21 protein-coding genes are annotated in these 25514 nt (G+C 62.7%); 6 read left to right on the top strand and 15 right to left on the bottom strand.

Annotation, left to right across the window (positions count from 1 at the left end):
- Positions 1–89: 89 nt before the first annotated feature.
- Together PPGU16_RS33350 and PPGU16_RS33345 are read right to left on the bottom strand one after the other, a co-directional pair.
- Positions 90–1631, bottom strand: coding sequence for a trypsin-like peptidase domain-containing protein (locus tag PPGU16_RS33350; protein ID WP_180726962.1), 1542 nt, complete (start codon positions 1629–1631; stop codon positions 90–92).
- Between the two features lie 605 nt (positions 1632–2236).
- Complete coding sequence (locus tag PPGU16_RS33345) at positions 2237–3166, bottom strand: LysR family transcriptional regulator (protein WP_180726961.1); 930 nt, start codon at positions 3164–3166, stop codon at positions 2237–2239.
- A 403-nt stretch (positions 3167–3569) separates the two neighbouring features.
- Between PPGU16_RS33345 and PPGU16_RS33340 the strand changes: the two genes are divergently transcribed.
- The 4 genes from PPGU16_RS33340 to PPGU16_RS33325 all read left to right on the top strand — a co-directional run bounded on the left by PPGU16_RS33340 (position 3570) and on the right by PPGU16_RS33325 (position 8836).
- A complete protein-coding gene (locus PPGU16_RS33340; RefSeq protein ID WP_180726960.1) occupies positions 3570–4754 on the top strand; it encodes a porin in 1185 nt (394 codons plus the stop codon).
- Positions 4755–4896: 142 nt separating this feature from the next.
- Positions 4897–7326: a carbohydrate-binding family V/XII gene (locus tag PPGU16_RS33335; RefSeq protein WP_243460757.1), complete on the top strand. Its 2430-nt coding sequence runs from the start codon at positions 4897–4899 to the stop codon at positions 7324–7326.
- Between the two features lie 205 nt (positions 7327–7531).
- Positions 7532–7822 carry a hypothetical protein gene (locus tag PPGU16_RS33330; protein ID WP_180726958.1) on the top strand — a complete coding sequence of 97 codons (291 nt, stop codon included), beginning with the start codon at positions 7532–7534 and terminating at the stop codon, positions 7820–7822.
- 27 nt (positions 7823–7849) lie between these two features.
- A complete protein-coding gene (locus PPGU16_RS33325) occupies positions 7850–8836 on the top strand; it encodes a zinc-dependent alcohol dehydrogenase family protein (protein WP_180726957.1) in 987 nt (328 codons plus the stop codon).
- Between the two features lie 21 nt (positions 8837–8857).
- On the opposite strand, the gene PPGU16_RS33320 is transcribed toward PPGU16_RS33325, so the two are convergent.
- From PPGU16_RS33320 to PPGU16_RS33295, 6 genes are all read right to left on the bottom strand, one after another.
- Positions 8858–9772, bottom strand: coding sequence for a glutaminase (locus PPGU16_RS33320; protein WP_180726956.1), 915 nt, complete (start codon positions 9770–9772; stop codon positions 8858–8860).
- A 95-nt stretch (positions 9773–9867) separates the two neighbouring features.
- On the bottom strand, positions 9868–11052 hold the full coding sequence (locus tag PPGU16_RS33315) for an acyltransferase family protein (RefSeq protein ID WP_180726955.1): 1185 nt from the start codon (positions 11050–11052) through the stop codon (positions 9868–9870).
- Positions 11053–11205: 153 nt separating this feature from the next.
- Positions 11206–13119 carry an AAA family ATPase gene (locus PPGU16_RS33310; protein ID WP_180726954.1) on the bottom strand — a complete coding sequence of 638 codons (1914 nt, stop codon included), beginning with the start codon at positions 13117–13119 and terminating at the stop codon, positions 11206–11208.
- 464 nt (positions 13120–13583) lie between these two features.
- Complete coding sequence (locus PPGU16_RS33305) at positions 13584–13745, bottom strand: DUF1328 domain-containing protein (protein WP_180726953.1); 162 nt, start codon at positions 13743–13745, stop codon at positions 13584–13586.
- 120 nt (positions 13746–13865) lie between these two features.
- Positions 13866–14303 carry a type II 3-dehydroquinate dehydratase gene (aroQ, locus tag PPGU16_RS33300; RefSeq protein WP_180726952.1) on the bottom strand — a complete coding sequence of 146 codons (438 nt, stop codon included), beginning with the start codon at positions 14301–14303 and terminating at the stop codon, positions 13866–13868.
- A 21-nt stretch (positions 14304–14324) separates the two neighbouring features.
- Positions 14325–15386 (bottom strand): Gfo/Idh/MocA family protein, encoded by a 1062-nt coding sequence (locus tag PPGU16_RS33295; protein WP_180726951.1) that lies wholly within the window; start codon positions 15384–15386, stop codon positions 14325–14327.
- 89 nt (positions 15387–15475) lie between these two features.
- On the opposite strand from PPGU16_RS33295, the gene PPGU16_RS33290 reads away from it, so the two are divergent.
- Positions 15476–16432 carry a LysR family transcriptional regulator gene (locus tag PPGU16_RS33290; protein ID WP_180726950.1) on the top strand — a complete coding sequence of 319 codons (957 nt, stop codon included), beginning with the start codon at positions 15476–15478 and terminating at the stop codon, positions 16430–16432.
- Between the two features lie 30 nt (positions 16433–16462).
- Here the strand turns inward: PPGU16_RS33290 and PPGU16_RS33285 are convergent, their stop codons facing one another.
- From PPGU16_RS33285 to PPGU16_RS33260, 6 genes are all read right to left on the bottom strand, one after another.
- Positions 16463–17272: an IclR family transcriptional regulator gene (locus tag PPGU16_RS33285; RefSeq protein WP_180726949.1), complete on the bottom strand. Its 810-nt coding sequence runs from the start codon at positions 17270–17272 to the stop codon at positions 16463–16465.
- Positions 17273–17340: 68 nt separating this feature from the next.
- Positions 17341–18072: an SDR family NAD(P)-dependent oxidoreductase gene (locus tag PPGU16_RS33280; protein ID WP_180726948.1), complete on the bottom strand. Its 732-nt coding sequence runs from the start codon at positions 18070–18072 to the stop codon at positions 17341–17343.
- A 15-nt stretch (positions 18073–18087) separates the two neighbouring features.
- Entirely contained in the window at positions 18088–19401 is a 1314-nt protein-coding gene (locus tag PPGU16_RS33275; protein ID WP_180726947.1) for an MFS transporter, read from the bottom strand.
- Positions 19402–19474: 73 nt separating this feature from the next.
- Complete coding sequence (locus PPGU16_RS33270; RefSeq protein WP_180726946.1) at positions 19475–20233, bottom strand: SDR family NAD(P)-dependent oxidoreductase; 759 nt, start codon at positions 20231–20233, stop codon at positions 19475–19477.
- Positions 20234–20236: 3 nt separating this feature from the next.
- Positions 20237–20764 carry a 2,4'-dihydroxyacetophenone dioxygenase family protein gene (locus tag PPGU16_RS33265; RefSeq protein WP_007749131.1) on the bottom strand — a complete coding sequence of 176 codons (528 nt, stop codon included), beginning with the start codon at positions 20762–20764 and terminating at the stop codon, positions 20237–20239.
- 145 nt (positions 20765–20909) lie between these two features.
- Positions 20910–21836 (bottom strand): LysR family transcriptional regulator, encoded by a 927-nt coding sequence (locus tag PPGU16_RS33260; protein WP_180726945.1) that lies wholly within the window; start codon positions 21834–21836, stop codon positions 20910–20912.
- Positions 21837–23049: 1213 nt separating this feature from the next.
- Here PPGU16_RS33260 and PPGU16_RS33255 point away from each other — a divergent pair.
- On the top strand, positions 23050–24267 hold the full coding sequence (locus PPGU16_RS33255; RefSeq protein WP_180726944.1) for an MFS transporter: 1218 nt from the start codon (positions 23050–23052) through the stop codon (positions 24265–24267).
- A 113-nt stretch (positions 24268–24380) separates the two neighbouring features.
- Here the strand turns inward: PPGU16_RS33255 and kdgT are convergent, their stop codons facing one another.
- Positions 24381–25397: a 2-keto-3-deoxygluconate transporter gene (gene kdgT / locus PPGU16_RS33250; RefSeq protein WP_180726943.1), complete on the bottom strand. Its 1017-nt coding sequence runs from the start codon at positions 25395–25397 to the stop codon at positions 24381–24383.
- Between the last annotated feature and the right edge of the window lie 117 nt (positions 25398–25514).

The raw sequence follows: 25514 nt of genomic DNA, 5'->3' as shown, positions 1-25514 counted from the left end.
GACGGCCCGGCCCAGGACGGCCCGGTCCTTCTAACCGAGAACGGCGCACGCGGCGGACATTTCAATTATCCCGCCGCAGCGCTTGCGCTTTACTTCAGATCGACGGTCACGAAACTGCGCGCGTGATTGCGCTGGATCAGCAGCGCCGCCTTCTTCCCCGCCTTCGCCGCGAGGGATGCCAGTTCATCCTGCGATGCAACCAGCGTGCCGTTCAGCGACAGCACCACATCGCCGGGCTTGATGCCTGCCGGGCCCGCGGCCCCCGACACGTCCTCGACCATCAGCCCTTCGGCCAGCCCCGTGGTGCGCCGTTCGTCGTCCGTCAGCGGATGCATGCTGAGTCCGAGATGATCCAGCGGGCCGACATCGCTCACGCCCGTGCTCGCGTATTGCGCCGACGCCGTCAGGTTGACCATGATCGTCATCTGCTTGCGATTGCGAATCAGCTTGACGGGGACTTTGCCCGACTGCGGCACCGCATCCTGGTCGGTGAGATCCGCGCCGTGCTCGACGGGCTTGTCGGCGATCTGCACGATCACGTCGCCGGGCTTCAGCTTGCTGGTGGCGGCGGGACTGCCGGGTTCGATGGCGATCACCAGCGCGCCCGCCGCACGCGGCAGACCGAACGCGCCAGCGAGTCCGGGGTCGATGTCCTGCACCTGCATGCCGAACGCGCCGTGCGCGGCGTCGCCGTCCTGAGACTTCGACTGCGCCTGCAACTGCGCGCGCACCTTGTTCGCCATCGCGATCGGAATGGCAAAAGTCAGACTCTGGAAACGATCGCCATCGGCGTAGACCTGAACGTGTATGCCGACCACTTCGCCCGCGCGATTGAACACCGGGCCGCCCGAGTTGTCGGGATTCAATGCGCCGTTGGTCTGGAAGAACGGAAACGTCGTGCCATCGGACAACGTGCGCGACGTCGCGCTGACGATGCCCGCCGTCACCGTGTTCTGATAGCTGTCCGGTGAGCCGATCGTCAGCACCTGTTCGCCGACGCGCACACGCGTCGAGTCGCCCAGCTTGACGACGGGCAGCTTCGTCGCGTCGATCTGGATCACGGCGACATCGCTTGGGCCATCCACGGCCACCACTTTCGCCTTGAACTCGCGCCGGTCGGTGAGGCGCACGGTCACGTCGTCGGAGCCGTCGACCACATGCGCCGTCGTCAGAATCAAGCCGTTGGGACTGACGATGAAACCCGATCCCACACCCGACATCGCGCGCGGTGAACTGCCCTGCCCGTCCTGCGACTGCGGCATGACCTGCCGGAAGAACGCGAACAGCGGATCGTCACCGTCGATCGCTTCGGAGCTTGCGCCCGACGCGGGCGCCGGCGAAGCGGCTGGCGTTGGCGGTGCGGGCGGTGCCAGAGGTTTCTCTGGCAGGATCGCGCGGATGTTCACGACGGCAGGTCCGTAGCGCTCGACGATCGCCGGGAAGTCGAGCGGCGCGCTCGCATTCGCGGGCGCCGTTCGCTTCTCTTTCGCCGGCGCTGAGGCAGGCGATGGCGCGGAAGCAGCCGCAACATGCGGTGCGATCGCGGTTGCGTGGGCGCAGGGGTATCCGGTGAGGCATGCCGTTGTCACGGCGGTGCAAAACCAGGTGCGGGACAGAGTTGAGTGAAACACAGCGCACCTCCATGGCGTTCGTTATGCCTGGCACTGTGAAGAGATTATTTCGCGCGCGGCGGCCGGGGACTGTGACATAGCACACCGAAGAGTTCGAAAAGAAAGTTAACTCATACGGTCTGGGCAAACCATGTCGCATGGCAATCCGTCCGCGAGCGCAGACGGATGCGATCGACCCTTGATGTTTGTCTGGATGGATCGAAATCGACATGAGATTCGGTTGCATGTTTGCCCGCAATGGACAATCAGGGACGCGAACGGATGAACCGTTCGTCCTGATTCATTTATAGAGATCGCGCGGCGAAATTGCAGCGAGTAGAAATCCTGGCGTGCGCCGATGGCGGCATTGCCGGTACGCTGGTAATCCGCGTTGATAGTCCGCGTTGATGTTCCGCGCTGATAGCTCGATAAGCATCACTTGCCATGCCGTCGTGATGCAATTACGGTCGCGCAAAACGCGTCATTCATTTGTGTCCGTTTCGCGTCGATGAAGCGGGTGGCCAATCGCTCGCTGCAGCGCGCGTTCGAAAACGCTCATGTCCGCTGCAGCGCTGTTCGTCGACTACGCCTGGCCGTTATGTCGCCGCCGACAGCGCCCATCGCGTTCAGGTCGGCCCGCGCGCAACCGGGGAAAAGCCTCTGCGGAAATATTCGACCGTGAAGTCCACGAAGGTGCGCACCTTCGCCGACACATGGCGCCGGCCTGGATACACCAGCGACAGTTCCTTGAGACCGTTGGTGACCCGATACTGCTCGAGCACGCGCATCAACACACCGTCCGCAATGTCGCCGACGACGTAGTCTTCGGGCAGGATGGCGAGCCCCATGTCGGCGAGGACCATTTGCCGAAGCATGATCATGCTGTTGACCCTGCACACGGAGTCGAGATTCAAGGTCTCCTCGCGGCCATCGGCGCTCGCGAATGACCACTCGGTTCCATGCATGTCGCGCGAAGGCGCGAGGAAACTGTGCGAGGCGAGCTGTTCGAGCGAGGTCGGCGCGCCGTGCCGTTCGATATAAGCGGCCGACGCGACCGCGATGGGCCGCACCGACAGCAAAGGACGCTTCACCAGCGTGCTGCCGTTCACCTGCCACGACGCGACGATGCCGACGTCGAACCCGTCTTCGACGAGATCGACGGATTGATGCAACAGCGTCACGTCCAGCTTCACCTTTGGATGACGCATCCGGTAGCGGTGCAGCAACGGCGCCAGCGCCGCCAGTGAAAACGAGGCCGCCGCCGCGACCTTGAGCGTGCCCGTGGGCTCGCCCGCTTCTTCCGTCACAGCCGATTCCATCGAATCCAGCAGTTCCAGCAGTTGCTGGCACCCTCTTGCATAAGCGCGGCCCGCTTCCGTCAGCGACACACTGCGCGTCGTGCGATTGACGAGACGAGCGTTGAGATGCGCCTCCAATAGCGCCACATAGCGCGTCACGACTGCATTGGACAGATTGAGACTCGATGCGGCGCGACTGAAGGAGTTGTTCTCGGCGACTCTTAGGAATATTCGTATTGCCTGCAGCTTATTCAGCATGAGCAACAGAAATAAAACAGATTAGACATATATATCAACATTGAATTGCCCAACTCCTTTTAAAGCCACCATTTCAATCGTCGGAAATACGATTATCACCCATGCAAGCCCTCCATGTAGCAAGGTCACAACACAATATCAAACAGGCGTCAGTCCACACTTAAATATCAGGATGAAATTAATCCGAATATACAAAAACTTATCTCCCGGTATTCAATTTATTTTAAATTAATTAAAAATAGTTTTTGATTATTAAGTATAACGAAATATCAATCTGGCATCTATAGTTCGCCCTGCGTGAACGACGTATGCCGCGAATTCACAAAGCAACGCAGCGCGGCTATCTCGCCCACGGAAGACAGCACATTCATTCAAGTCGTCAGGCTTAGCACGGAATACGAACATGAAAAAAACCACCTTGATTTTCGCAGCTGCTTCGGCGGCCTTTGCGGGTGCGGCGCACGCGCAGAGCAGCGTTACGCTGTATGGTCTCGTCGACGCGGGTCTGACTTACGTGAGCAACGAAGCCACGCGCAATTCTCCCGTGACGCCAAACGGCCTGACCGACGGCAAGGCAATGTTCGGCATGACAAGCGGCAATGTGCAGCAAAGCCGCTGGGGATTGCGCGGCGTGGAAGAACTGGGCGGCGGGCTGAAGGCCGTCTTCAACCTCGAAAGCGGATTCAACGTGAACAATGGCAGTCTGGCCAATAACAATGCGGCCAATAACAGCCTGTTCAACCGTCAGGCGTATGTCGGCCTGTCTGCTGCCGATTACGGCACGCTGACCCTCGGCCGCCAGTACGACTCGGTCGTCGATTACCTGGGCCCGGTCTCTGCCGCCGGCACGTGGGGCGGCACGTACTTCGCGCACCGCGGCGACAACGACAACCTGAACAGCACGTTCAGCATCAGCAATTCGGTCAAGTATCAAAGCGCGAACTACTCGGGCGCTTCGTTCAACGCGTTGTATGGCTTCTCGAATTCGGCGAGCGGCTTTGCAAACAACCGCGCGTATAGCGTTGGTGCGGGCTATGACTATGCCGGCGTGCATGTCGCGGCCGCCTACCTGCAGATTCAGGGGCTGAATTCCAACAACAGCTCGGGCGCGATTCAGAACCTTCCGACTCTCGCAATGACCAACCTTCCGGGCCTTCAGAACCAGCGTACCTGGGGTCTCGGCTCGAACTATGAAGTCGGACCTTTGACGCTCGGCGCGCTGTTCACGCAGACCCGCTATCAGGACGCCATCGGCGACTCCTCCGTGCGTTACAACAACCACGAAATCCACGCACGCTATAGCGTGACGCCTGCATTGAGCCTCGGCGCGGCGTACACGTACACACAAGGCCTGCGCAGCACGCCGCGTACGTCGTCGACGAGCAACAGCTCGGCTCACTGGAACCAGTTCGGCGTCCAGGCTGATTACGCGCTGTCGAAGCGCACCGATATCTATGCCGAGAGCGTCATGCAGATCGGCGCAGACAACCAGGTCGGCACGAACCTGACTCAGGTGAACGGTACGTCGCAACCCTCGACGAGCAAGAGCCAATACGTGGTGTCGGCCGGCATTCGGCACCGCTTCTAATTCAATCGGTTCTTAGGAATCTTCTCTGGTCTCCGCCAGTTTTAACCGCCCCTTTTAGGGGCGGCTTTTTCTTTTGTGCAAACGACCGACAACTGGATGAGGTATCTCGAAGATGAATCCAAATAGTAAAAACGAACGTGGCATGAAGTTGAGATTGACCCAGATCGTCGCGTCGGTGTTGACGCTCACGGCAGTGACCTGGCAACTTCCTCCGTCGTACGCAGCGAATGCCCCCGCGACGACGACGCAGGCTGACTGGCCGCGCAATTTTGAAGCGGACGGCGAGCATGTCGAGATGTATCAGCCGCAGATCGAGAAATGGGACGGCAATCGCATCTCGGGGCGCGCGGCCGTCGCCGTCGGCAAGGCCAGCGGAACGCCCACTTTCGGCGTTGCGCATTTTTCGGCGAATGCCCATATCGACAAACCATCGGGACTGGTCAACCTGACTGCGATCCAGATCGACAGCGTCGATGTTCCAACCGATGCGAGCCTCGCTGAGAGCGTCCGCAAATCCTTGCTCGCGCGGCTGCCCGCAACGGGCATGAGCGTTTCGCTCGATGAACTGCAGACCAGCTACGCGGCATCGCAAGAGCTGTCGAAAACCATGCGTATGCCGGTGAAAAACGACCCGCCGCAAATCGTGTTCGCCGCACAGCCCACCGTGCTGGTGCTGGTCGACGGCTCGCCTGCGTGGCAAGACGTCGGACGCACTGGCTTTCAGCGCGCGCTGAACAGCCGCGCGCTGCTGATGCGCGACGCCGGCGGCACGCTCTATCTGCGCGCGGCCGGCTACTGGTTCGACGCGCGCGATACGAACGGGCCGTGGCGCGTCCTCGCAACACCGCCGCAAGCGCTGTCGGATGCCGAGAAGCAATCGACCGCGAAAAACGCCGCCGACCCGATGCTGCCCGCCAACGGCAAGCCCGCTGCTCATGCGCCCGCCGTGCTCGTCGCGACGCGTCCGGCCGAGCTGATCGTAACGGATGGTCCCGCACAGCTGAAGCCCGTCGATGGCACGGGACTGCTGACCGTCGCCAATACCGATCACGCCGTGTTCGTGAATCCCACGACGAACCTGTACTACGTGCTCGTCTCGGGGCGCTGGTTCCAGGCCACGACGACGAACGGCCCGTGGACTTACGTTCCGGGCAATGCGCTTCCTGCAGACTTCGCAAAGATTTCTCCGAACGATCCAAAAGCCAATGTCTTGGTGTCGGTGCCGGGCACGCCTCAGGCGAGAGAAGCCGCGATTGCTGCCTCCATTCCCCAGACGGCCTCGGTGTCCCGTCAGAAAGCCCTCATGTCGGTCTCGTACGATGGCGCGCCGCGCTTCGAGTCGATCTCGGGCACGCCGTTGCGGTATGCGGTCAATACGGCAACGCCCATCATCGAGGTCGACTCGACGCATTTCTACGCGGTGTCCAACGGCGTCTGGTTCGCTTCGATATCGCCCATGGGCGGCTGGACCGTCGCGACCGAGGTCCCGCCCGTGATCTACACAATTCCTCTCAGCTCGCCGCTGCACTACGTGACGTATGTCCACATCTATTCGGTGACGCCGGATGCCGTCGTCGTCGGCTATACGCCGGGCTATCTCGGGGTCGTCGTCGATGCACAAGGCACGGTCGTCTACGGCACGGGTTATGTGTATCCACCGTACGTCGGCGGGTATTACTACGGCTATCCGCAGACCTACGGGTACGGCGCGAGCTTTGCGCTGGGCGCGGCAGAGGGCTTTGCGTTCGGCTTTGCGGCAGGCGCGATCTGGGGATGCGCGTCGCCTTACTGGGGACCGTACTGGGGCGGCGGATATTGGGGTGGCGGCTGGAACAACGTGAACGTCAACCAGGCCAATTTCTATGGCCGCTGGGGCCAGGGTACGGTCACGCACACCACAGGCTGGAATGCATGGACAGGTGCGCAATGGCGTGGCACGGCGGGGTCCGGCTATAACCCCGCGACGGGCGCACACTTCCAGGGCGCACGCGGGGCCGCATTCAATCCGTATTCAGGCAACTATGCGGCCGGCCGGCAAGGCTCGTTCGCCAATCCTCTGACGGGGCGGGAAGGCGCGGGTCGCGGCGGTATCGTCGGCAACCAGTACAACGGCAACTATGCGGGCGGCCGTCAGGTGGCCGGTTACAACGCCCGCACGGGCCGCGCGGGCGCTGCCGAGTTCGGCATTTCCGGCAATGCGCAGACAGGGCAATACCAGACGGCCAGCAGAGGCGTCGTGACCAACCAGTCGCGCGGCAATGCCGTCGCCTGGAACAACGGCGATGTCTATGCGGGACACGACGGCAATGTTTATCGTCGATCCGACGGCGGGTCGTGGGAACAGCACACGTCGAACGGATGGCAAACGGCCCAACCGGACGACAGGATCGGCAACGACCTCCAGCAGCAGCATGACGCGCGCATGACGGGCGAGCAGCGCTTCAGCCAGCATGCGGGCGGATTCGGCGGAAGCGGCGGATTTGGCGGCCAGCACTTCGGCGGATTTGGCGGAGGCAACGGATTCGGCGGCGCGCATTTTGGCGGTGGTGGGTTCCACGGCGGGCGGCGCTAAGGGTTACGTGGCGGCACTTCAGCGCTGCGGTGCTGCTGCACTTCGGGCTTGGATGCGCACAAAACGCCCTTCGCCCGCTGCGGCGGCAGTCGCGACATGGATCAGGCAGTGCTGCATGATAGAGTTTGCTGAACGCGTCACCGTCGGGCGTATCTTCGCGGACACGCCCGCTCCCAGCACCTGATCCGTCACTGCGAGGCCGAGCATGGAGACGAAACTGACCGCCCACCTGCCCACCGTCGATATCGAAATTACGCGACGCAAGCTGCCCGATCGCAATGCGGAGAGCGTTGCGATTCACATTACCGCCGTGCCATCCGTCGGAGCCGCCGCGCGGTGGTTTCTGCAACCGGATCTTTTCTCGCTCGCGTCGCCGCTGTCGATGTTCTCGATGTGGTCGATGTGGATGCGCGCCTGGCAGCCGTGGCTGCCTTCGGTTACCGCTTTTCAACCATCTCAGGAGCCTGAAAAGCGGCTGACGGACGACGCGGCATAGGCAGAGTCTCTGCATGGAGGGTCGAACATGCACGCAATGGTTTTCGACGGATCGAGTCCCATGCTCGCCGAACGCGATTTACCCCCGCGAGCGCCGTCAGCAGGAGAACTGCTGATCGACGTGCTGGCCTGCGGCGTGTGCCGGACCGATCTGCATGTCGTCGATGGCGAATTGAGCGAACCGAAACGGCCGGTGATCCCAGGACATGAGATCGTCGGCCGGGTCGCGGCACGCGGCGCGGACGTGACGGCATTCGATATCGGCGATCGCGTCGGCGTGCCGTGGCTCGGCAGGACTTGCGGCGTCTGTCCGTATTGCGCGAGCGGCCGCGAGAACCTCTGCGACGCGCCGGGCTTCACCGGCTATACGATCGACGGCGGCTACGCCGAGCAGGTGATCGCCGATCACCGCTATTGCCTGCCGCTGCCCGAGCGCTACGACGACGCGCAAGCTGCGCCGCTGCTGTGCGCCGGTCTGATCGGCTACCGGACGCTCAGCATGGCGGGCGACGCGAAGCGCATCGGCATTTACGGCTTCGGCGCGGCGGCGCATATCGTCGCGCAGGTCGCGCGTCATCAGGGCCGTACGGTGTACGCGTTCACGCGACCCGGCGACGACACCGCGCAGCAACTCGCACGCAGGCTCGGTGCGACCTGGGCGGGCGGCAGCGATGAAGCGCCACCCGAACCGCTCGATGCCGCGCTGATCTTCGCGCCCGTCGGCGCGCTCGTGCCGCCCGCGTTGAAGGCGGTCGTCAAGGGTGGCATCGTTGTGTGCGGCGGCATTCACATGAGCGACATTCCGGCGTTTCCGTATGCGTTTTTGTGGGGTGAGCGCCGCGTCGTATCGGTTGCGAACCTGACGAGAGCCGATGGCGCAGCGTTCATGAAGATCGCTGGCGACACGCAGCTCGATATCGAAGTGACGCGCTATCCGCTCGCTGACGCAAACCGCGCGCTCGACGATCTGCGCAGTGGACGGCTGTCGGGCGCGGCGGTGTTGATGACGCGTTGAGTGCGGGGCGTTCGAATGTCGTCAGAAGATCGAGCGCCCTGTGTAGGTGGTCAACCACTCTAAAGCCAGCACGCCAGCCAGCGAATTGCCGTTGCTGTCGAGCCCCGGCGACCACACGCACACGGCCATCTCGCCCGGCAACAGCGCGACGATCCCGCCGCCCACGCCGCTCTTTGCCGGCAAGCCGACACGATAGACGAAGTCGCCCGCCGCGTCGTACGTGCCGCACGTCAGCATCAACGCCGACAAACGCTTGGCCGAACTCGAATCGAGAATGCGCTCGCCCGTCGACGGCACGACGCCGCCATTGCTCAGATAAAGCGCTGCCTTTGCGAGTTCGATGCAACTCATCGAAATCGCGCACTGACGGCAGTACGCCTCGACCACTGTCTCGGGCGGCATCTCCATGTTGCCGAAGCTCGCCATGAAGTGCGCCATCGCGCGATTGCGATGCCCGTGCTGCAATTCGGATTGCGCGACGCGCATGTCGTAGTCGATCGACGGTTCGCCCGTGACGCGCCGCATGAATTCGACGAGCGCGGTCTCCGCCTTGACGAAACGGCGGGACAACACATCGGTGACGACCAGCGCGCCCGCGTTGATGAACGGGTTACGCGGCTTGCCCTGCTCCGCCTCCAGTTGCACGAGCGAATTGAACGCCGTGCCCGACGGCTCCCGGCCGACGCGCCGCCACAGGTCGTCGCCCAGCAGCCTGAATGCCATCGTGCAGGCGAAAAGCTTCGAGATGCTTTGAATCGAAAAGCGCGTGTCGGCTTCACCGACACGAAACACGTCCCCCGTCGTCGTGACGATGGCCATGCCGAAGCTGCGCGCGGGCACCTTCGCGAGTTCGGGGATGTAGTCGGCCACGCGCCCTTTGTCGAGCCAGGGCTGCAAGTCGGTGTGAATCTGTTGAAGGATGCGCGAATAGTCCATCGATGCTTTGGGCGATGACGGTTGGATGAGTCGAGATCGGATCAGGCGCTATTGTGCATTGAAAATATTTCAACGGCGTCGTCACCGCAACGTGCTCATCGCGAAGAACCGAAGCATGCATCGACCTGCTTCAACAGCTTGCGCGACAGCCGCGTTGCGCGTCCCTGGATCAAGCGGTCGGAAAGTCGCGACAATCCATACGATGCCACGAGCGCGATCATCACAGTCACGGCATACAACGCGAGCGAAACATCCTTATCGGACTGTCTGAACGTTTCAGCGAAGAAATGAAACGTCACGTACACGCAGATGAAATGCCACAGGTAGATACCGTAGCTCTCGCGTCCCAAGGCGGCTGCGCACTGCCGGATGACGCGCGCAACGCGCGAGCGCGCCCAACTGCGCACCGCATCGCTTTGCGAACAGGCGAACAGCAGAAACGCAACCGCCCCACATGCGGCAAATATCGGTGCAAACGCATGCGACCTCGCCAGCCATACGCCGAGCGCCGCCGTTGCGATCGCGAACAGGACGGCCAGCACGAGATACAGCCACGTCGCGCGCATCGAGACAGCCGACGTGCCCAGCAGATGCGAACGGAAGCCGTACCACGCCCACATGCCGACCATGAAGCACGGCCCCTGAACGGGCGGCCAGAAGTAGCCGAACGAGTTATTGCTGACCTGACAGTCCAACGCGCCATGACAGTCGCCGACATGAAGCGTGGCGATGGACAGCGCGAGCAGCACCGCCGTCGCCAGCATAAGACGCACGCGGTTCATCGCCGCAAAGAACAGCAGCGGCGCGATCATGTAGAACAGCATCTCGACGCCGATCGACCATCCGCCCGGCACGACGTTGTTGATCGCCGTCGGCGACAGCGCATGCAGGAACAGCACGTTGAGCAGAATATCGACGGGACCATGCGTGCCCAGAATCCACGCGCGCTCGTAGCCCGAACGCATAGCGCCGTAGCTGATCAGTCCATAGACGGCGATGGCCGCGTAATACAGCGGAGCGATGCGGAAGAAGCGTTTGATATAGAAACGCAATGTGACGTGACGCGCGTCCGTGCAACGCTCGTGGTCGATTTCGAGCGTCATGAAGATCGTGATCGCGCTGATCACGAAGAACAGCTGCACGCCGTATTGACCCATGCGCGCCACGAGCGTGACGGCATGCGGAAGATTGGGAAACTGAAACGACAGGTGTACTGCGACTACCCCGACGATCGCGAGCGCCCGACCTGCGTCGAGCGCGGCAACGCGTCCTTGATCCATGCGATTGTCCTCCTCGCTTTGTGACTGCGCCTTTGAAGGCCGCGAGGTTCGTGGACAAATCGTGCTTTGCGGAAGTTCCTGATTTTTTCGCCTGCGTCGCGTGGTGCGGAGAAACAGGCGTGAACTGCTTTGTGAACCGCTTTGTGAACCCCTTTACGCCGCTTCCGGCTGCTCCGCCAGATGCAAGCCGTCGCGGCTCGTCTTGTGCGCGTCGATCAACCGATACACCGTTTCACCCGGCACCGTCTCCGATTCGAGCAACTGGTCCGCAATCGCACGCAGCACAGGCTCGTTGTCGCGCAGCAGCGCATAGCATGCATCGCTCAGATCCTTGAGCAGGATGTTCGCGTGCTCGATGGCGCCCTTCATCTGCAAGCCCGCGTATTGCGCAGGCAGCGCGGCCAGGCTGAACAGATTGCCGTCCGCGTTGAAACCGAACTTCGACACCATGTCGAGGCTGATGCGCGAGGCTTCCTGCAAGTCGGACGCGGCGCCGCTCGACGCTTCCGAGAACATCAGCAGCTCGGCATTGCGTCCGCCCAGCAGCACCTGAATCTCGTTGCGCATTTCGGTTTCGCGGTACAGATGCTTGTCCTGCGTCTTCGTGATGAGCGCAACGCCCAATGCGCCGCCGCGCGGCAGGATCGTCACTTCTTCGAGGATGCCCGTGCCGAGCAAGGCCGCAACGAGTCCGTGTCCCGCTTCGTGAACGGCAATACGGTTGCGCTCTTCTTCCGTGAGGGCGCGTTCGGCGCCATTCACATCGCCGATACGCGCGATCTTGATCGCTTCGACGAAGTGCTTCGCGGCCACGGTGTTGTCGCCCACCTTGCGCGCGACGAGCCCCGCCTGGTTGACGACCATCGCGAGCGTGGCGGGCGACAGCCCCGTAGTCAGACGCGCGAGCTGATTGAAGTCGATATCCTCGGCCTTCGAGGTGAGCCGCTCCGCATAGAAACGAATGATGTCCGCGCGATCTTCGAGATCGGGCAGACGCACCTGCACCGTGCGGTCGAAGCGGCCAGGACGGCGCAACGCTTCGTCGAGATTGTCCGGATGATTCGTCGCCGCGACGATGATCACGCCCTCGTTCGATTCGAAGCCGTCCATCTCCGCGAGCAACTGGTTGATGACGCGATTGCTTTCGGCCTCGACGGGACCGCCGCCCGTATCGGTGCGCTTCGCGAGACCATCGGCCTCGTCGATGAAGATGACGGTCGGCGCATTCTTGCGCGCGAGTTCGAACAGATGCTTGACCTTCTGAATGCCGACGCCGTAGTACTTCGCGCTGAAATAGCTGCCCGTGATCGAAATGAAGTTCGCGCCGCATTCACCCGCGAGCGCCTGCGCGAGACGCGTCTTGCCGACGCCCGGCCCGCCCGTCATCAGGATGCCGCACGGCGCGCGCACGCCCATGCCCGTGAACTGCTTCGGATTGGTCAGATAAGCCTGAATGTCGGACAACGCAGCCTTCGCTTCGCCTGCGCCGATCACGTCCTCGAACGACAGCGCCGGCGTCCTTTCCAGCAGCCGCGCGCCGCTCGTCATTTCGCGACGCATGAACCACACGAGCCCGCCGATGAGCAGCAGCGGCAGCAGCACGCTGATCGCATCGCGGGTTTTGTCGAACGCATCCATCCAGCGCGCGGAGCCGGTGTGGATATCGGCGTCCGGCAGATAAACCATTTGATAAGGCGAACGCGCGTCCGCTTTCATTTCACCCAGCAGCAACGCATTCGAGAATGCGCCGTTGTGATCGGTGACGTAGTACTTCGCGCCATCCGCCGTCGACACGAGAATCGCATTCGGACTCACGCCGACTGCCGTGACGTTGTGATCGCGAATATCGCGCAACATCTCCGACGCATCGCGCTCCTGATGGGTCCACGCCGCCGTGTCCTTGCGCATTTCGCTCGCGACGCCCGTCAGTACCGGCGAGCCTTGCACGTTACGCTGATCGTGGCGCAGATGCAGGAACGTCACGAGCGCCGCGAATGCCGTCGCGGTCACGCCAAGCATTACATAGCGGCCGTAGCGCGACCAGAACGTGTTCTTTGCCGGTTTCATCAGTTGATTCCTAAAACGGGCCACATCGTGGCCGACGCGCGAAAGCGCGGACAAAATAAGACGAGCATGCGCGCGTGATGCGCGTAACGGGACTGGATTGGAATGTGCCCGCAGCAGCGAGCGAGGAAGGGACCAGTTCTTTAGTGCAACGATGTCGGTAAAAAAGACTTGCTTATGCGGCCCTCTTTCGACTTCGGTGTGTCTATCGCATTATGCCCAGGCTTATGCCATTTCCAAAACGGTAGAAAAGGGCGTATTTAAGGGCTGATTCGCACAATCGAACCGATTGGCCTTACAGAACGGGCATTGCGGGAAGAAGTACCAATTGATGTTTGGATGACAAAACACTTTTATCTTCGCAAGGCAGCGAAGACACAGCACGCGGACGTTGCATCTGCGCAGTGTCGGTCATACGAAGATCGGGCACAGGCGAACCCGAAGCGCTCCGCCTGTGCCCGATAACGTCAGCGTCTCACGACACCCATGAGCAACGTGACGATGAAGATGATGAGGAACAGGACGAACAGGATCTTCGCGATGCTGGCTGCTCCCGCTGCAATCCCGCCGAAGCCGAATACGGCAGCGATCAGCGCGATGACGAAGAAAACCAAGGCGTAATAAAGCATGTTCCGACCTCCGTTGCTTGAGTTATGGTCCCGGGCGGCTTGCGCGGCGACGTCCCACCACTTGAGCAAGCCGTGTACCCGACCCGAAGCAACGGAGCCTTCAACGCAGGCGTCGCAAACCTACGCGATCGCGGCCACCGCCGCGCGCAACCCGAGCAGATAGCTGTCCACGCCGAACCCGCAAATCTGGCCCTTCACGATCTCCGCGAACACCGATTGATGACGAAACGCCTCGCGCGCATGAATGTTCGACATATGAATCTCGACCACAGGAACGGTCAGAATCGCGAGCGCATCGCGAATGCCGTAGCTGTAATGCGTCCATGCGCCCGCGTTGATCAGCACGGCGTCCGCGCCGTCAGTGAACGCCTGATGAATGCGCTCGCACATGTCGCCTTCGTGATTGGTCTGATAACTGTCGACCTCCACGTTCAACTCGCGCCCGAGCGCCTGCAATGCGCCGTCGATTTCCGCGAGCGTCACCGTGCCGTACTGCACCGGATCGCGCTTGCCGAACATGTTGTGATTGATCCCATGCAGCATCAGTACTTTTTTCATGTGTCCTCCGTTGGTTCGAGATCAGAGCGTCGCGCTGACTCGAGTATCGATGATCGCGCCCGTGCGCGCCGATTCCGCGATGGCTTCCGTAATGCGCAGGTTCTGCAGGCCATCACGTACGGTGACGAGCGGCTGCGCGTTGCCTTCGATCACGTCGCAGAAGTGATCCAGTTGCCGCTCGAGCGGGTCCGTGCGCTCGATGCTCGCAGTGGATACGTCGAACGGCTTCCACCACGAGCGGTCGCTTTTAGTAGCGTAGGTCTTTAGACGCATCGTGGGCACTGACAGCGAACCCATGTCGCCCGCGATCACGTAGCAGTCTTCGTCGTCGTAAGACGCATAGCTTTTGTTTTCCTGCGAGGTCTGCTCCCAGCTGCGCGGTGACGCCGCCGTGTCCGACAGCAGGAACGTGCCGAGCGCGCCATTTTCGAAACGCAGATTGATCGCCACCGTATCTTCGACGGCAAACCCGCGCGCCGCGTTCGACGCAAACGCCTGCACCGCGACGATCTCGCCGCACAGCGAACGCAGATTGCCGATCTCGTGAATCATGTTGATGAGGATCGGGCCGCCGCCCGTCTCGCGCCGCCATGGCGCGGCGTCGAAGTATTCGTCGGGCTTGAAGAACACGGCGCTGCCCATCACGCCGACCACCTTGCCGATCCGCCCTGCTCCGATGATCTCGCGCGCCTTCGCGAGAATCGGGCTGTGCGCACGATGATGGCCGACGAGCAGCGGCACGCCGGCCGCGTCCGCCGAAGCGCGCAGGCGCTCGCCTTCATCGAGGGTATGCGCGACGGGCTTCTCGATCAGCGCGGGAACACGCGCGCCGATGCATTCGAGCGCCTGCGCGACATGCAACTGGTTCGGCGTGGCGAGCACCACGCCATCGGGACGGCTCGCGGCGAACAGTTCGCCGAGCGAGCGGAAGAGCGGCACGCCGCTCTGGTTCGCCACTTCCTGCGCGGCGGGATTGGGATCGACGATCGCGGCCAGACGGCAACGCGGATTCTGCTGGATCAGTTCGATGTGACGTCGCCCGATAAGCCCGGCGCCGGCGACGGCAAGCTGCACGTGTCTCATGATTTCGTGATGTTTATCGCCCAGGGATTGGACGTCTTGGTGAATTCGGACTAGATTACTCGTGCCGATCACCAACACAATGCAGCCCAATGGAAAATCATCATGCGCTATTAGCCAATAATGACGGCTTCCTGCGCGATCTGCAGTTGTTCTGCACCGTGGCCCGCCGCGCGAGCTTCATCACCGCGTCGACCGAAATGGGCATCTCGCCTTCGCATGTGAGCAAGCGCATCGCGTTGCTGGAAAAAAGTCTAGGCGTGAAGCTGTTCCTGCGCACGACCCGCCGCGTCAGCGTGACGAGCGACGGCGAAGCGGCGTTCCAGTGGGCGCAAAAAATCCTCGACGACGTGCAAGGCATGTCCGAGGCCTTCGCCGGACTGAAGAGCGATCCGCGCGGCGTGATCCGCATCAGCACGAGCCTGCGTCTTGGCCGCGATCACGTATCGCCGATCCTCTTGCTGCTGAGAAAGCGCTATACGGCGCTCGAAATCTGGCTCGAACTGCTCGACCGGCGCGTCGATCTGGTCGGCGAGAACTTCGATATCGACGTGCGGGTCGGCAACATCCAGGAGCCGCATCTGATCGCGCACAAGATCGTCGACAGCGCGCGCATCCTGTGCGCGTCGCCCGCCTATCTGAAGCGTGCGGGGACGCCACGCACGCTCGGCGAACTCGCGCAGCACGATTGCCTGCTGTTTCGCGATCGCGACCAGCGCTTCGGCGTGTGGCGCCTGACGGGTCCGGACGGCGAGAAATCGGTCAAGGTCACGGGCCCGATCGCGTCGAATCACAGCGACATCGTGCAGCGCTGGGCGCTCGAAGGCTATGGCGTGATCATGGCGTCGATCTGGGACGTCGCATCGAGCCTCGAATCGGGCGCGCTCGTGCGCGTGCTGCCGCAACACCAGCAACCCGCCGATGTCTGGGCCATGACGTCGGCGCGCGCGTCGTCGTCCGCGAAGATTCGCGTGTGCGTGGAGTTTCTCAAGGAACAGCTGACGCGCGGACCGTACGCGCTGAAAACGCGCGGCGTGGCCGGGTTCTGACAGAGACGCGCTGCGCTGCGTGACGCGGCCTCAGCCTGCCGAACGCGGCGCGGGTCCGAGCCTTTCGGCAACGGCCGCACAGGCGGCGCGCAGCGGCTCGACATAGGATTCGAGCGGCGTGTCGTTGCGCCTGAATAGCGGAATGCTCACGCTGATGCACGCGATGGGCAGGCCATCCGCGGCGCGAATCGCGCATCCGTAGCAGAAGATCTGCGGTTCGTTTTCCTCGCGGTCTTCGGCGTAGCCGCGTTCGCGCGTCTCGTCCAGCTCGGCGCGCAAGGCATCCGGTTCGACGATCGTATTGGCCGTGAAGCGCGTGAGCGTCAGCCCGTCGAGCAGCGCATCGCGCGCCGCGTTGTCCAGCGCGGCGAGATAGGCCTTGCCGACCGAACTCGAATACAAGGTCACGCGCGTGCCGATGCGCGACGCCATGCGCACCGCGTGCGGGCTTTCCAGCTTTTCGATGTAGACCATCTCGCTGCCGCTACGCACGGCGAGGTGCACGGTTTCCTGCGTCGCGTCGCGCAGCGCCTGCAGCGCGTCCGCCGCCGCGACACGCACGTCCGAGCGCTCCCAGCTGCGGCTGGCCAGCGTCATCAAACGCGGGCCCAGCTCGAACGTACCGCCGCGCAGACTTTCGACGACCAGCCCTTCGGCCATCAACGCGCCGACGATCCGATACACCGTCGGACGCGGAAAGCCGCTCGCCGCCGCCAGTTGCGGCACGCTGGGCGCATCCTTTGCATCGGCGATCAGCTGCAGCACCGACATGAACTTCGAGAAGGCGGCGGTGCCTGTGGCGCGTGCGGCTTCGAGCGCATCGGCGGCGGGTGTCGGCATGGTCGTTGGATGAGCGTTGAAAGGCGGAACAAGGCGACGCGATTATAACGAGGCGCGCCGCCGTGCCATCACGCGACCAGATATCCGCCGTCGACGGGCAGCACGGTGCCCGTGATGAACGACGCGCCCGGCGAGCACAGAAACGCGACGGCCGGACCGATGTCGTCGGGCGAGCCCCAGCGTCCGAGCGGCGTGCGTTCGAGTATCGCCTTCGAACGCTCGTCGTTCTGCTGCAGCGCCTGCGTCAGCGGCGTGGCGATCCAGCCGGGCGCTACCGCGTTGACGCGGATGCGATCGGCCGCATACGCGATGGCGAGCGACTTCGTCAGTTGCGCGACGCCGCCCTTGCTCGCGCTGTACGCCGGCACCAGCCCGCCGCCGAAGAAGCTCAGCATCGAAGCCGTATTGACGATCGCGCCGCCGTGCGCGCGCAACAGCGGCCGCGCCGCCGCGCACGCGCGCATCGTGCCCGTGAGGTTGATATCCAGCACCTGCGCGAAGACGTCAGGGTCGAGTTCGTCGCCACGGCGTATCACGCCCGCGCAATTCACCAGCATGTCGAGCGAAGGCAACGACGCGAACAGCGCATCGACGCCCTCTTTCGACGCGACGTCGAGCGGCACTGCTTCGATGCCGTCGGCGGCGAGCGCGCTGCGCTGCTCGTCGGTCGGCGCGAGCCCGGCCGCGATCACCCGCGCGCCGAGCGCCGCCAGTTGACGCGCAATGCCCGCGCCGATGCCTTGCGTGCCGCCCGTGACGACGGCCGTCTTGCCTGCAAACAGATCGTGTTGAAACGTCATATCGATTGATGAAGTTCAGGGGTGAGTCATACGGGTTTCAGGCGTGGCGCCCGTGTCCGCGTGCTCGGCAATCGGCACGCGCACGACGAACATGTACACCAGCGCCGCCGCGAACGCGACGCCCGCGCTGATCAGGAACGCGTTGACGAACGAATGTGTCTTGTCGACCACGACGCCCGTGATGAACGGCGCGAACGAGCCGCCAAAGTAGCCGCCGAAGTTCTGGATGCTGCCCAGCGACGCCACCAGGTGCCGCGGCGCGGCCACGCTGACGAGCGCCCATGCCGCGCCGCTTGCCAGGTTGACGAAGTACATCGCCAGAGAGAGGTAGACGATCGCGAGCGTCAACGTCGGCGTGAATGCGGCGGGCACCGTGAACGCGGCCGCGCCGATCAGCCCGCAGCAGATCGGCCACTTGCGGCTGCGGATCGGCGCCATGCCGCGCGCCATTAGGCCATCGGCGACGAAGCCGCTCGACAGCATGCCGAGCGTGCCGAAGATGTACGGAATCGACACGACCCAGCCCGTCTTCGCGATGGTCAGATGCCGTTCGTGTTCGAGATAGGCAGGCAGCCACGTCAGATACAGCCACACCATATAGATCACGCCCATGAAGCCGAAGATCATGCCCCACGTCGTCGCGTTGCCGAACAGGCCGCGCCATTCGGCGAACGTCATCTTGCGTTCCGCGCGCGCGAGCGGCTCTTCTTCCGTCAGATGCTTGACTTCATGCGGCTCGAGCGCGATGTCGGCGCGATTGCGGTAGATCATGTACCAGCCGATCGACACTGCAATGCCCAGCACGCCCATCACGACGAACATCCAGCGCCAGCCGAACGACAGCAGCAGAACGGTGAGAATGGGCGGCGCGAGCGCCGGTCCGATGGTCGACGAGGTGGTGAAAATACCCGTCGGACGGCCGCGTTCACGCAGCGCATACCATTCGCTGACAACCTTGGCGCCCGCCGGGAATTGCGGCGCTTCGCCGATGCCGAGCGCGATGCGCGCCGCGAGAAACTGCGGCAACGTATGCACGAGACCGCCGCACAACTGCGCGCACGACCACACGAACATCCCGAGGCCGAGCATGACGCGCGCGCCGAAGCGGTCGAGCATCGCACCGACGGGAAGCTGCGAAAACGCGTACGCAAACGAAAAGGCCGACAGCAGCAGCCCCATTTGCGACGCCGACAAGCCAAGCTCGCCGCTCACCGAATGATTGGCGATCGACAGCGTACTGCGATCCAGGTAATTGACGATGCCCGCCAGCGTCAGGAACGTTAGCGCGATCCATTGAATGCGCCGCAGGCGCGGTGATTTCTCTTGCATGTGATGTCTCCTCCGTTGCTCTTGCGAGTCTGTGTGGAAGTTACTGCGTGAATGGCATGGGGTTGCCTGGCAATCAGTAAGTGGCGCGTCCTCCGGAAAGATCGAACACTGCGCCCGTGCTGAACGTGCATGACGACGAGCACAGCCACAACGTCAGTTCCGCGACTTCGTCCGGCTCGCCGAGACGCTTCATCGGGCTCTTGTCGATCATCGTCTGCACGTGCGCGGGCGACATCTGTTCGAGCAGCGACGTGCGCACGGCAGCGGGCGCAATCGCGTTGACGAGCACGTTGCCCTGCGCCAGTTCCTTGCCGAGCGATTTCGTCAGCGCCAGCACGCCCGCTTTCGCGGCGCTGTAGGCGGACGCATTCGGCGTGCCTTCCTTGCCCGCGAGCGACGCGATATTGACGATGCGCGCATCGCGCGCGCGGCGCAGCGTGGGCACGAGTTGCCGGCACACGTTGAAGGTGCCTTTGAGATTCACATCGACGATGCGCGACCATTCGGCGGGATCGTATTCGTCGAGGGGCATCGTCGGTCCTGCGTAGCCCGCGTTATTGACCAGCACGTTGACGCCGCCGAAGCGTTCGAGCGTTGCCTGCGCCGCGCGCTCCACTGATGCGATGTCGACGATATCGACCGCAAAGCACGCGATGCGCGGGTTATCGGCGAATGAAGCATCCGTATCGCGATCCCACACGGCCACGGAAGCGCCGCAGTCCGCGAGCCGGCGCGCGATCTCCGCGCCGATCCCACGCGCGCCGCCCGTCACGACGGCCACGGCGCCCGTGAAGTCATACGACGCACGGCGCAATTCGAAAGGCGCATTCACCGCTCACCTCACGAACTGGTCGACATAGTTTGCGCCGAGCCCGACGCGCTCGTAGTGCGCGCGGCACATGTCGAGCTTGGTGAACACGTCTTCGTAGCCGGTGTAGTTGCCATACGGATCGCAGTAGTACATGACGCCGTTGACCTGGAAGTACGTAATCATTTCTTCGACGTCTTCAGGCACATAGAGCGTGTGCGTTTCGCCCGGCGGCTCGAACACGTAGCTGCCTTCCGTGGCGACCCAGTCGTGCTCCAGATAACGCCAGCGCCCTTTGAGCACCATGCCGTGCACGGCCTGCGGATGGCGATGGCGGCTCAGCACGCCCGACTTGCGCACGCGCAGCAGATTCATCCAGTAGCCGCTCGATACGTTCAGGCACAGCGGCCGGAACGAGACGTTCTCGCCTTGCGGCACCCACACGCGTTCATCCTGTGGAATCGCGGACTCGACGACGATTTCACGCAGCGCTTCGGGCGGATTGGGGAGCTGATAAGGCGTCATCGCATCGACGCCATTGGTTGGGGCTGTCATTGTGTCTCCGAAGATTTCGTCCATATTATGGACTAGAAAATCGTATTGTGGACACAATGGTCGAACGGATCGACAGCGGTGTCAAGCGTTGATTACGCGATTGCGCACATGCTTGCGAAAGGAAAACCGCTGACCAACGGGGCGTTCAAGCCGTGCTGTGGGTCGCATCGCCGACACGTGTTTCGAGAAAACGCAGCAGCGCTTTCACCTTGCTCGAATGACGGCGATTGGGCAGATAAGCGGCGTAGACGACGGCCTCGCCGTTTTGCGCCGTTATGTCGTAATCGGCGAAGAGGCGCATCAAACGCCCCGCCTTGATCTCGCGATTAACGAGCCAGTCGGGCAACAATGCCAGCCCTTGCCCGGCGAGCACCGCTTCGAGCAGCATCTCGAGGCTGTTCGAAATGAGCCGTCCGCGCACGTCGATACGCTCGTGTTCCGCGCCCTGGCTAAACGTCCACACCTGACGCGCGCGATAACTGCCGCCATACGCGATGCGCAGACATTCGTGTCCGGCGAGCGCGGCGGGCGTCGGCGGCGTGCCGGCGCGTTGCAGATAGTCGTGGTTCGCAACGATATAGCGCGGATTGTCGGCGAGCTTCTTCACGACGAGATTGGGATCGCGCGACAGCAGGCCGATCCGCACGGCGACATCGATGCGATCGAGCGCGAGGTCTGCGTAGTGATCGGCGACGACGACATCGAGTGCGACGCGCGGATACTCGGCGAGAAACGCGGCGAGATGCGGCGCGAGCTGGATGCGGTTGTACGCGGACGGCACGGTGATGCGCAGTGCACCGACGGGCGCGGCGCCGCTGTCGACAATGCTCTCATCGGCTTCGGCGAGATCGTCGAGTACTTTGGAGATCTGCTCGACGTAGGCGGTGCCTGCATCCGTCAGGCTGACCTTACGCGGCGTGCGGGTGAGCAAGGCCGTGCCGAGCGATGCTTCGAGCGCATCCATGAGCCGCGTCACCGACGACGTCGCGACGCCGAGACGCTGCGCGGCCTTGGCGAAACCGCCTGCGTCGGCGACTTCGAGCAGAGTGTTCAACGCGAGCAGTTTGTCCATGCGGGCGATTATGCCGATGAAGGTGATTGCGTTCCACGCAACGGACGTTTGCAATCTGTGCCTATTCAGGCGGCGGGTCGTAACGGTTAATCTGTGTTGGTGGGATCTGCGATGCGGATTTGGGTTTGCTGGGCGCAAGCTGGGTGGTTTGCGTGTGGTTTTGCTGGCATCCGCGTGATGTTATTGGTTCGCAAGCGTTGCCCCTGTGCGGGGCGGCACTTTGGTTTTGCCTGGCGCAAGCTGGGTGGTCTGCTTGTGGTTTTGCTGGCATCCGCGGTTTGTTAGCGTGTTTCAGGCGTTGCCCCTGTGCGGGGCGGCACTTTGGGTTTGCCTGGCGCAAGCTGGGCGGTTTGCTTGTGGTTTCGCTGGCATCCGCGATTTGTTAGCGTGTTTCAGGCGTTGCCCCTGTGCGGGGCGGCACCTACTTTTCTTTGCCGCCGCAAAGAAAAGTAGGCAAAAGAAAGCGGCTAACACCGCCAGCTCTTGTGTTTGCCTGAGGGCCCCCACAGGGTCTTACGCTTCACACGGTGGCGTTCTTGTTTGCGTGTGTTGCCAACGCTTCGAACAGATGCCTCACCCGCTTCGAACGTCCGCATAACTGCTGGCGGCAGCGAATGGTATCGGCCGCCCAGGTGGCAAACTGTGTGCAGGTTGTCCCGTCGTATAGCCTGGCGCCCCTACAGCTCGGGGCGCGTGCGCTATCGGTCCGAAGTGAGGCGTGTGGAGCACTTGGGCCTACACACAGTTTGCCACCTGGGCGGCAGTAGACTGTCTGGCACCGCATGCTGAAGCGCAGGCGCGTGAAGCGGGTGAGGCGTACAGAGAGAACGTTGGCAACGAGTTCGAACAGGTACGCTGCCGTGTGAAGCGTAAGACCCGTTGGGGGCCCTCAGGCAAACACAAGAACTGGCGGTGTTAGCCGCTTTCTTTTGCCTACTTTTCTTTGCGGCGGCAAAGAAAAGTAGGTGCCGCCCCGCACAGGGGCAACGCTTGCGAACCGATAACATCACGCGGATGCCAGCGGAAACTACACGCAAACCACCCAGCCTGCACCCGCACCCAATACACGCCACGCGCAGCGTTCACCGCAATTCGCTATGCTGCAAGGCAACACCGAACCACAACACGCACGCCAGGCATTCAAGCCATAGCCAGACATTGGCAAAAGGCAAATGGCAAAAAGGCAAAACGGAAAAAGGAAGAAGGAGTCGGCATGACCAGCAGTCCATCAACACTCGCACGCAGCGAACCACCCACCACCGCGCTCACGCGCGGCCTGATAACGTTATTCGCCTTCAGCTGCGGCGCGATCGTCGCCAACCTCTACTACGCTCAACCAATCACCGAACTGATCGCGCCGTCCATCCACATGTCGAGCGGCATGGCGAGCCTGATCGTCTCGCTCACGCAGATCGGCTACGCGCTCGGCCTGTTCTTTCTGGTGCCGCTCGGCGACCTGCTGGAAAACCGCAAACTGATGATCACGACGGCGCTAGTGTCGATAGCAAGCCTCGCCGCCGCGACCTTCACGCATGCGCCAGGCGCGTTCCTCGCGGTCTCGCTGCTGATCGGCTTCAGTTCCGTCGCGGTGCAGATATTGATCCCCCTGGCCGCGCATCTCGCGCCAGACGAAACGCGTGGACGCGTCGTCGGCACGATCATGGGCGGACTGCTGCTCGGCATTCTGCTGTCGCGGCCCATTTCGAGTGTCGTCGCGGGTCACTTCGGATGGCGTGTCGTGTTCGGCTCCGCTGCCGTGCTGATGGCGATCGTCACGACCGTCCTCGCGCTGACCATCCCGACACGCCAGCCCTCGCATCAGGCGACGTATCCGCAACTGATCGCATCGCTCGGGCATCTGCTGCGCACGATGCCCGTGCTGCGTCATCGCGCGCTGTATCAGGCCTTGATGTTCGGCTCGTTCAGCCTGTTCTGGACGGCCGTGCCCGTCGAACTGACGCGTCACTACGGGCTGTCGCAGACGGCCATCGCCGTGTTCGCGCTGGTCGGCGCAATCGGCGCGACGTCGGCGCCCATCGCGGGCCGGCTCGCGGATGCAGGTCACACGGTGCGCGCGACGCTGATCGCGCTGGTGGTCGGCGCGCTCGCCTATTCGCCCAATCTGATTCACCCCGCGTGGGGCGTTGCCGGTCTCGTCGTGACGGGCGTCGTGCTCGACTTCGCGGTGCAGATGAACATGGTGCTCGGCCAGCGCGAGATCTATGCGTTGCATGCCGCGAGCCGCAACCGGCTGAACGCGCTGTATATGACGAGCATCTTCGTCGGCGGCGCGATCGGTTCGGCGCTCGCCAGCCCGCTGTACGATCATGGCGGCTGGACGCTGGTGGCAAGCGTCGCGACCGCGTTCCCGGTGATCGCACTCGTGCACTATCTCTTGATCGGCAGGCCGCACGCGGCGAGCCGCGCATGAAGAACTGAATCACGTTACTCGCGCAGAACGCAAACGACAACGGCGCGAACCGGCTCGACTGATCTGCCGGTTCGCGCCGTTTTTTCTTGCAGCGCGTGCGTTACCGATGCGCGCTATTCATGCGCACCAAGCGGTTGCGGCAACGGCCCGGTATCTTCATCGGTACGCTCGCTCAGCCCCGCTTTCATCCGTGCACGCTTCGACCACACGGCAGTCAGGATCGGCACGAGCAGCGCGGTCACGAGGCACGCGGTCGCGACCATCGCGGTCGCGGCCGGGACCACGGGTTTGAAGTGCGGAATCATCTCGCCGATGATCGACGGGTTGGCCACCGCCGCGCCCGCCGTCGACGATGCCGCGAGACCCGCCGCCCCGTTGCCGCCCGCGATATAGCGGTCGGCGAGAATCAGCGGAATGCCCGTGATGACGATCACGCCCAACCCGAGCAGCACGCCCGGAATGCCGCTCTTGACGATCACGTTCAGGTCGATGCCGTTGCCGAGCGCGAAGCCGAAGAACGGAATCAGCGGCACCACGCAGCGCCCGAACAATTCGCGCAGCGCGCTATCCAGATTGCCCAGCGTGAAGCCGATGACGAACGGCAGCACCGCGCCGACGAACAGCCGCGGCTCGAAGAACGCGACGCCCGTCGCGCCGAGAATGATCATGCTGACGAGCGGCCCCGATTCGATCGACATCAGCACGAACGCGCCCGCTTCTTCCTTTGTGCCGTACTGCTGCATCACGGCCGCATAGAGACCGCCGTTGGTCATGTCCATCGAGGTCGTGATGGCCAGCACCGACAGCCCGGCGAACAGACCCGTCTTGATGCCGTCGATCGGCAACAGAGACGAGGCGATGATCGTCGCGAGCCACGCCACCAGCATCTTCGTGACAAGCAGCGTGCCCGACTTGCGCAGCACGGTACCCGTGGCGCGCAGATCGATGGTTGCGCCCATGCAGAAGAACCACACGGCGAGAATCGGCACGGTGCCCGTAATCAGGCCATTCGTGAACGACCCAAAGTATTTGCCCGCGCCCGGCGCGAACGAATGCACGCATGCGCCCAGCAACAGCGGTACCAGCATGAGACCGCCCGGTATGCGGTCGATTGCCTTCTTCAGTTTCATGTCTCCTCCATACGACGCCAGGCCGGTGATGGGAACGGTGGAAAGGTCCGGTATGGTCCGGCTACATCCACCTGTCCGCGGACTATAGCATCGACAAAGGAACGATGTTCCGTTTTT

The organism is Paraburkholderia largidicola (genome assembly GCF_013426895.1).
GTDB lineage: Bacteria > Pseudomonadota > Gammaproteobacteria > Burkholderiales > Burkholderiaceae > Paraburkholderia > Paraburkholderia largidicola.
The sequence above is the reverse complement of the archived record's forward strand: the minus strand, read 5'-3'. Positions and strand labels throughout refer to the sequence as shown.

Excerpts from the sequence above, each read along its gene's own strand:
- PPGU16_RS33345 (WP_180726961.1), bottom strand. The coding sequence starts at position 3,166 with ATGCTGAATAAGCTGCAGGCAATACGAATATTCCTAAGAGTCGCCGAG.
- PPGU16_RS33340 (WP_180726960.1), top strand. The coding sequence starts at position 3,570 with ATGAAAAAAACCACCTTGATTTTCGCAGCTGCTTCGGCGGCCTTTGCG.
- PPGU16_RS33335 (WP_243460757.1), top strand. The coding sequence starts at position 4,897 with ATGAAGTTGAGATTGACCCAGATCGTCGCGTCGGTGTTGACGCTCACG.
- PPGU16_RS33330 (WP_180726958.1), top strand. The coding sequence starts at position 7,532 with ATGGAGACGAAACTGACCGCCCACCTGCCCACCGTCGATATCGAAATT.
- PPGU16_RS33325 (WP_180726957.1), top strand. The coding sequence starts at position 7,850 with ATGCACGCAATGGTTTTCGACGGATCGAGTCCCATGCTCGCCGAACGC.
- PPGU16_RS33320 (WP_180726956.1), bottom strand. The coding sequence starts at position 9,772 with ATGGACTATTCGCGCATCCTTCAACAGATTCACACCGACTTGCAGCCC.
- PPGU16_RS33315 (WP_180726955.1), bottom strand. The coding sequence starts at position 11,052 with ATGGATCAAGGACGCGTTGCCGCGCTCGACGCAGGTCGGGCGCTCGCG.
- PPGU16_RS33310 (WP_180726954.1), bottom strand. The coding sequence starts at position 13,119 with ATGAAACCGGCAAAGAACACGTTCTGGTCGCGCTACGGCCGCTATGTA.
- PPGU16_RS33305 (WP_180726953.1), bottom strand. The coding sequence starts at position 13,745 with ATGCTTTATTACGCCTTGGTTTTCTTCGTCATCGCGCTGATCGCTGCC.
- aroQ (WP_180726952.1), bottom strand. The coding sequence starts at position 14,303 with ATGAAAAAAGTACTGATGCTGCATGGGATCAATCACAACATGTTCGGC.
- PPGU16_RS33295 (WP_180726951.1), bottom strand. The coding sequence starts at position 15,386 with ATGAGACACGTGCAGCTTGCCGTCGCCGGCGCCGGGCTTATCGGGCGA.
- PPGU16_RS33290 (WP_180726950.1), top strand. The coding sequence starts at position 15,476 with ATGGAAAATCATCATGCGCTATTAGCCAATAATGACGGCTTCCTGCGC.
- PPGU16_RS33285 (WP_180726949.1), bottom strand. The coding sequence starts at position 17,272 with ATGCCGACACCCGCCGCCGATGCGCTCGAAGCCGCACGCGCCACAGGC.
- PPGU16_RS33280 (WP_180726948.1), bottom strand. The coding sequence starts at position 18,072 with ATGACGTTTCAACACGATCTGTTTGCAGGCAAGACGGCCGTCGTCACG.
- PPGU16_RS33275 (WP_180726947.1), bottom strand. The coding sequence starts at position 19,401 with ATGCAAGAGAAATCACCGCGCCTGCGGCGCATTCAATGGATCGCGCTA.
- PPGU16_RS33265 (WP_007749131.1), bottom strand. The coding sequence starts at position 20,764 with ATGACAGCCCCAACCAATGGCGTCGATGCGATGACGCCTTATCAGCTC.
- PPGU16_RS33260 (WP_180726945.1), bottom strand. The coding sequence starts at position 21,836 with ATGGACAAACTGCTCGCGTTGAACACTCTGCTCGAAGTCGCCGACGCA.
- PPGU16_RS33255 (WP_180726944.1), top strand. The coding sequence starts at position 23,050 with ATGACCAGCAGTCCATCAACACTCGCACGCAGCGAACCACCCACCACC.
- kdgT (WP_180726943.1), bottom strand. The coding sequence starts at position 25,397 with ATGAAACTGAAGAAGGCAATCGACCGCATACCGGGCGGTCTCATGCTG.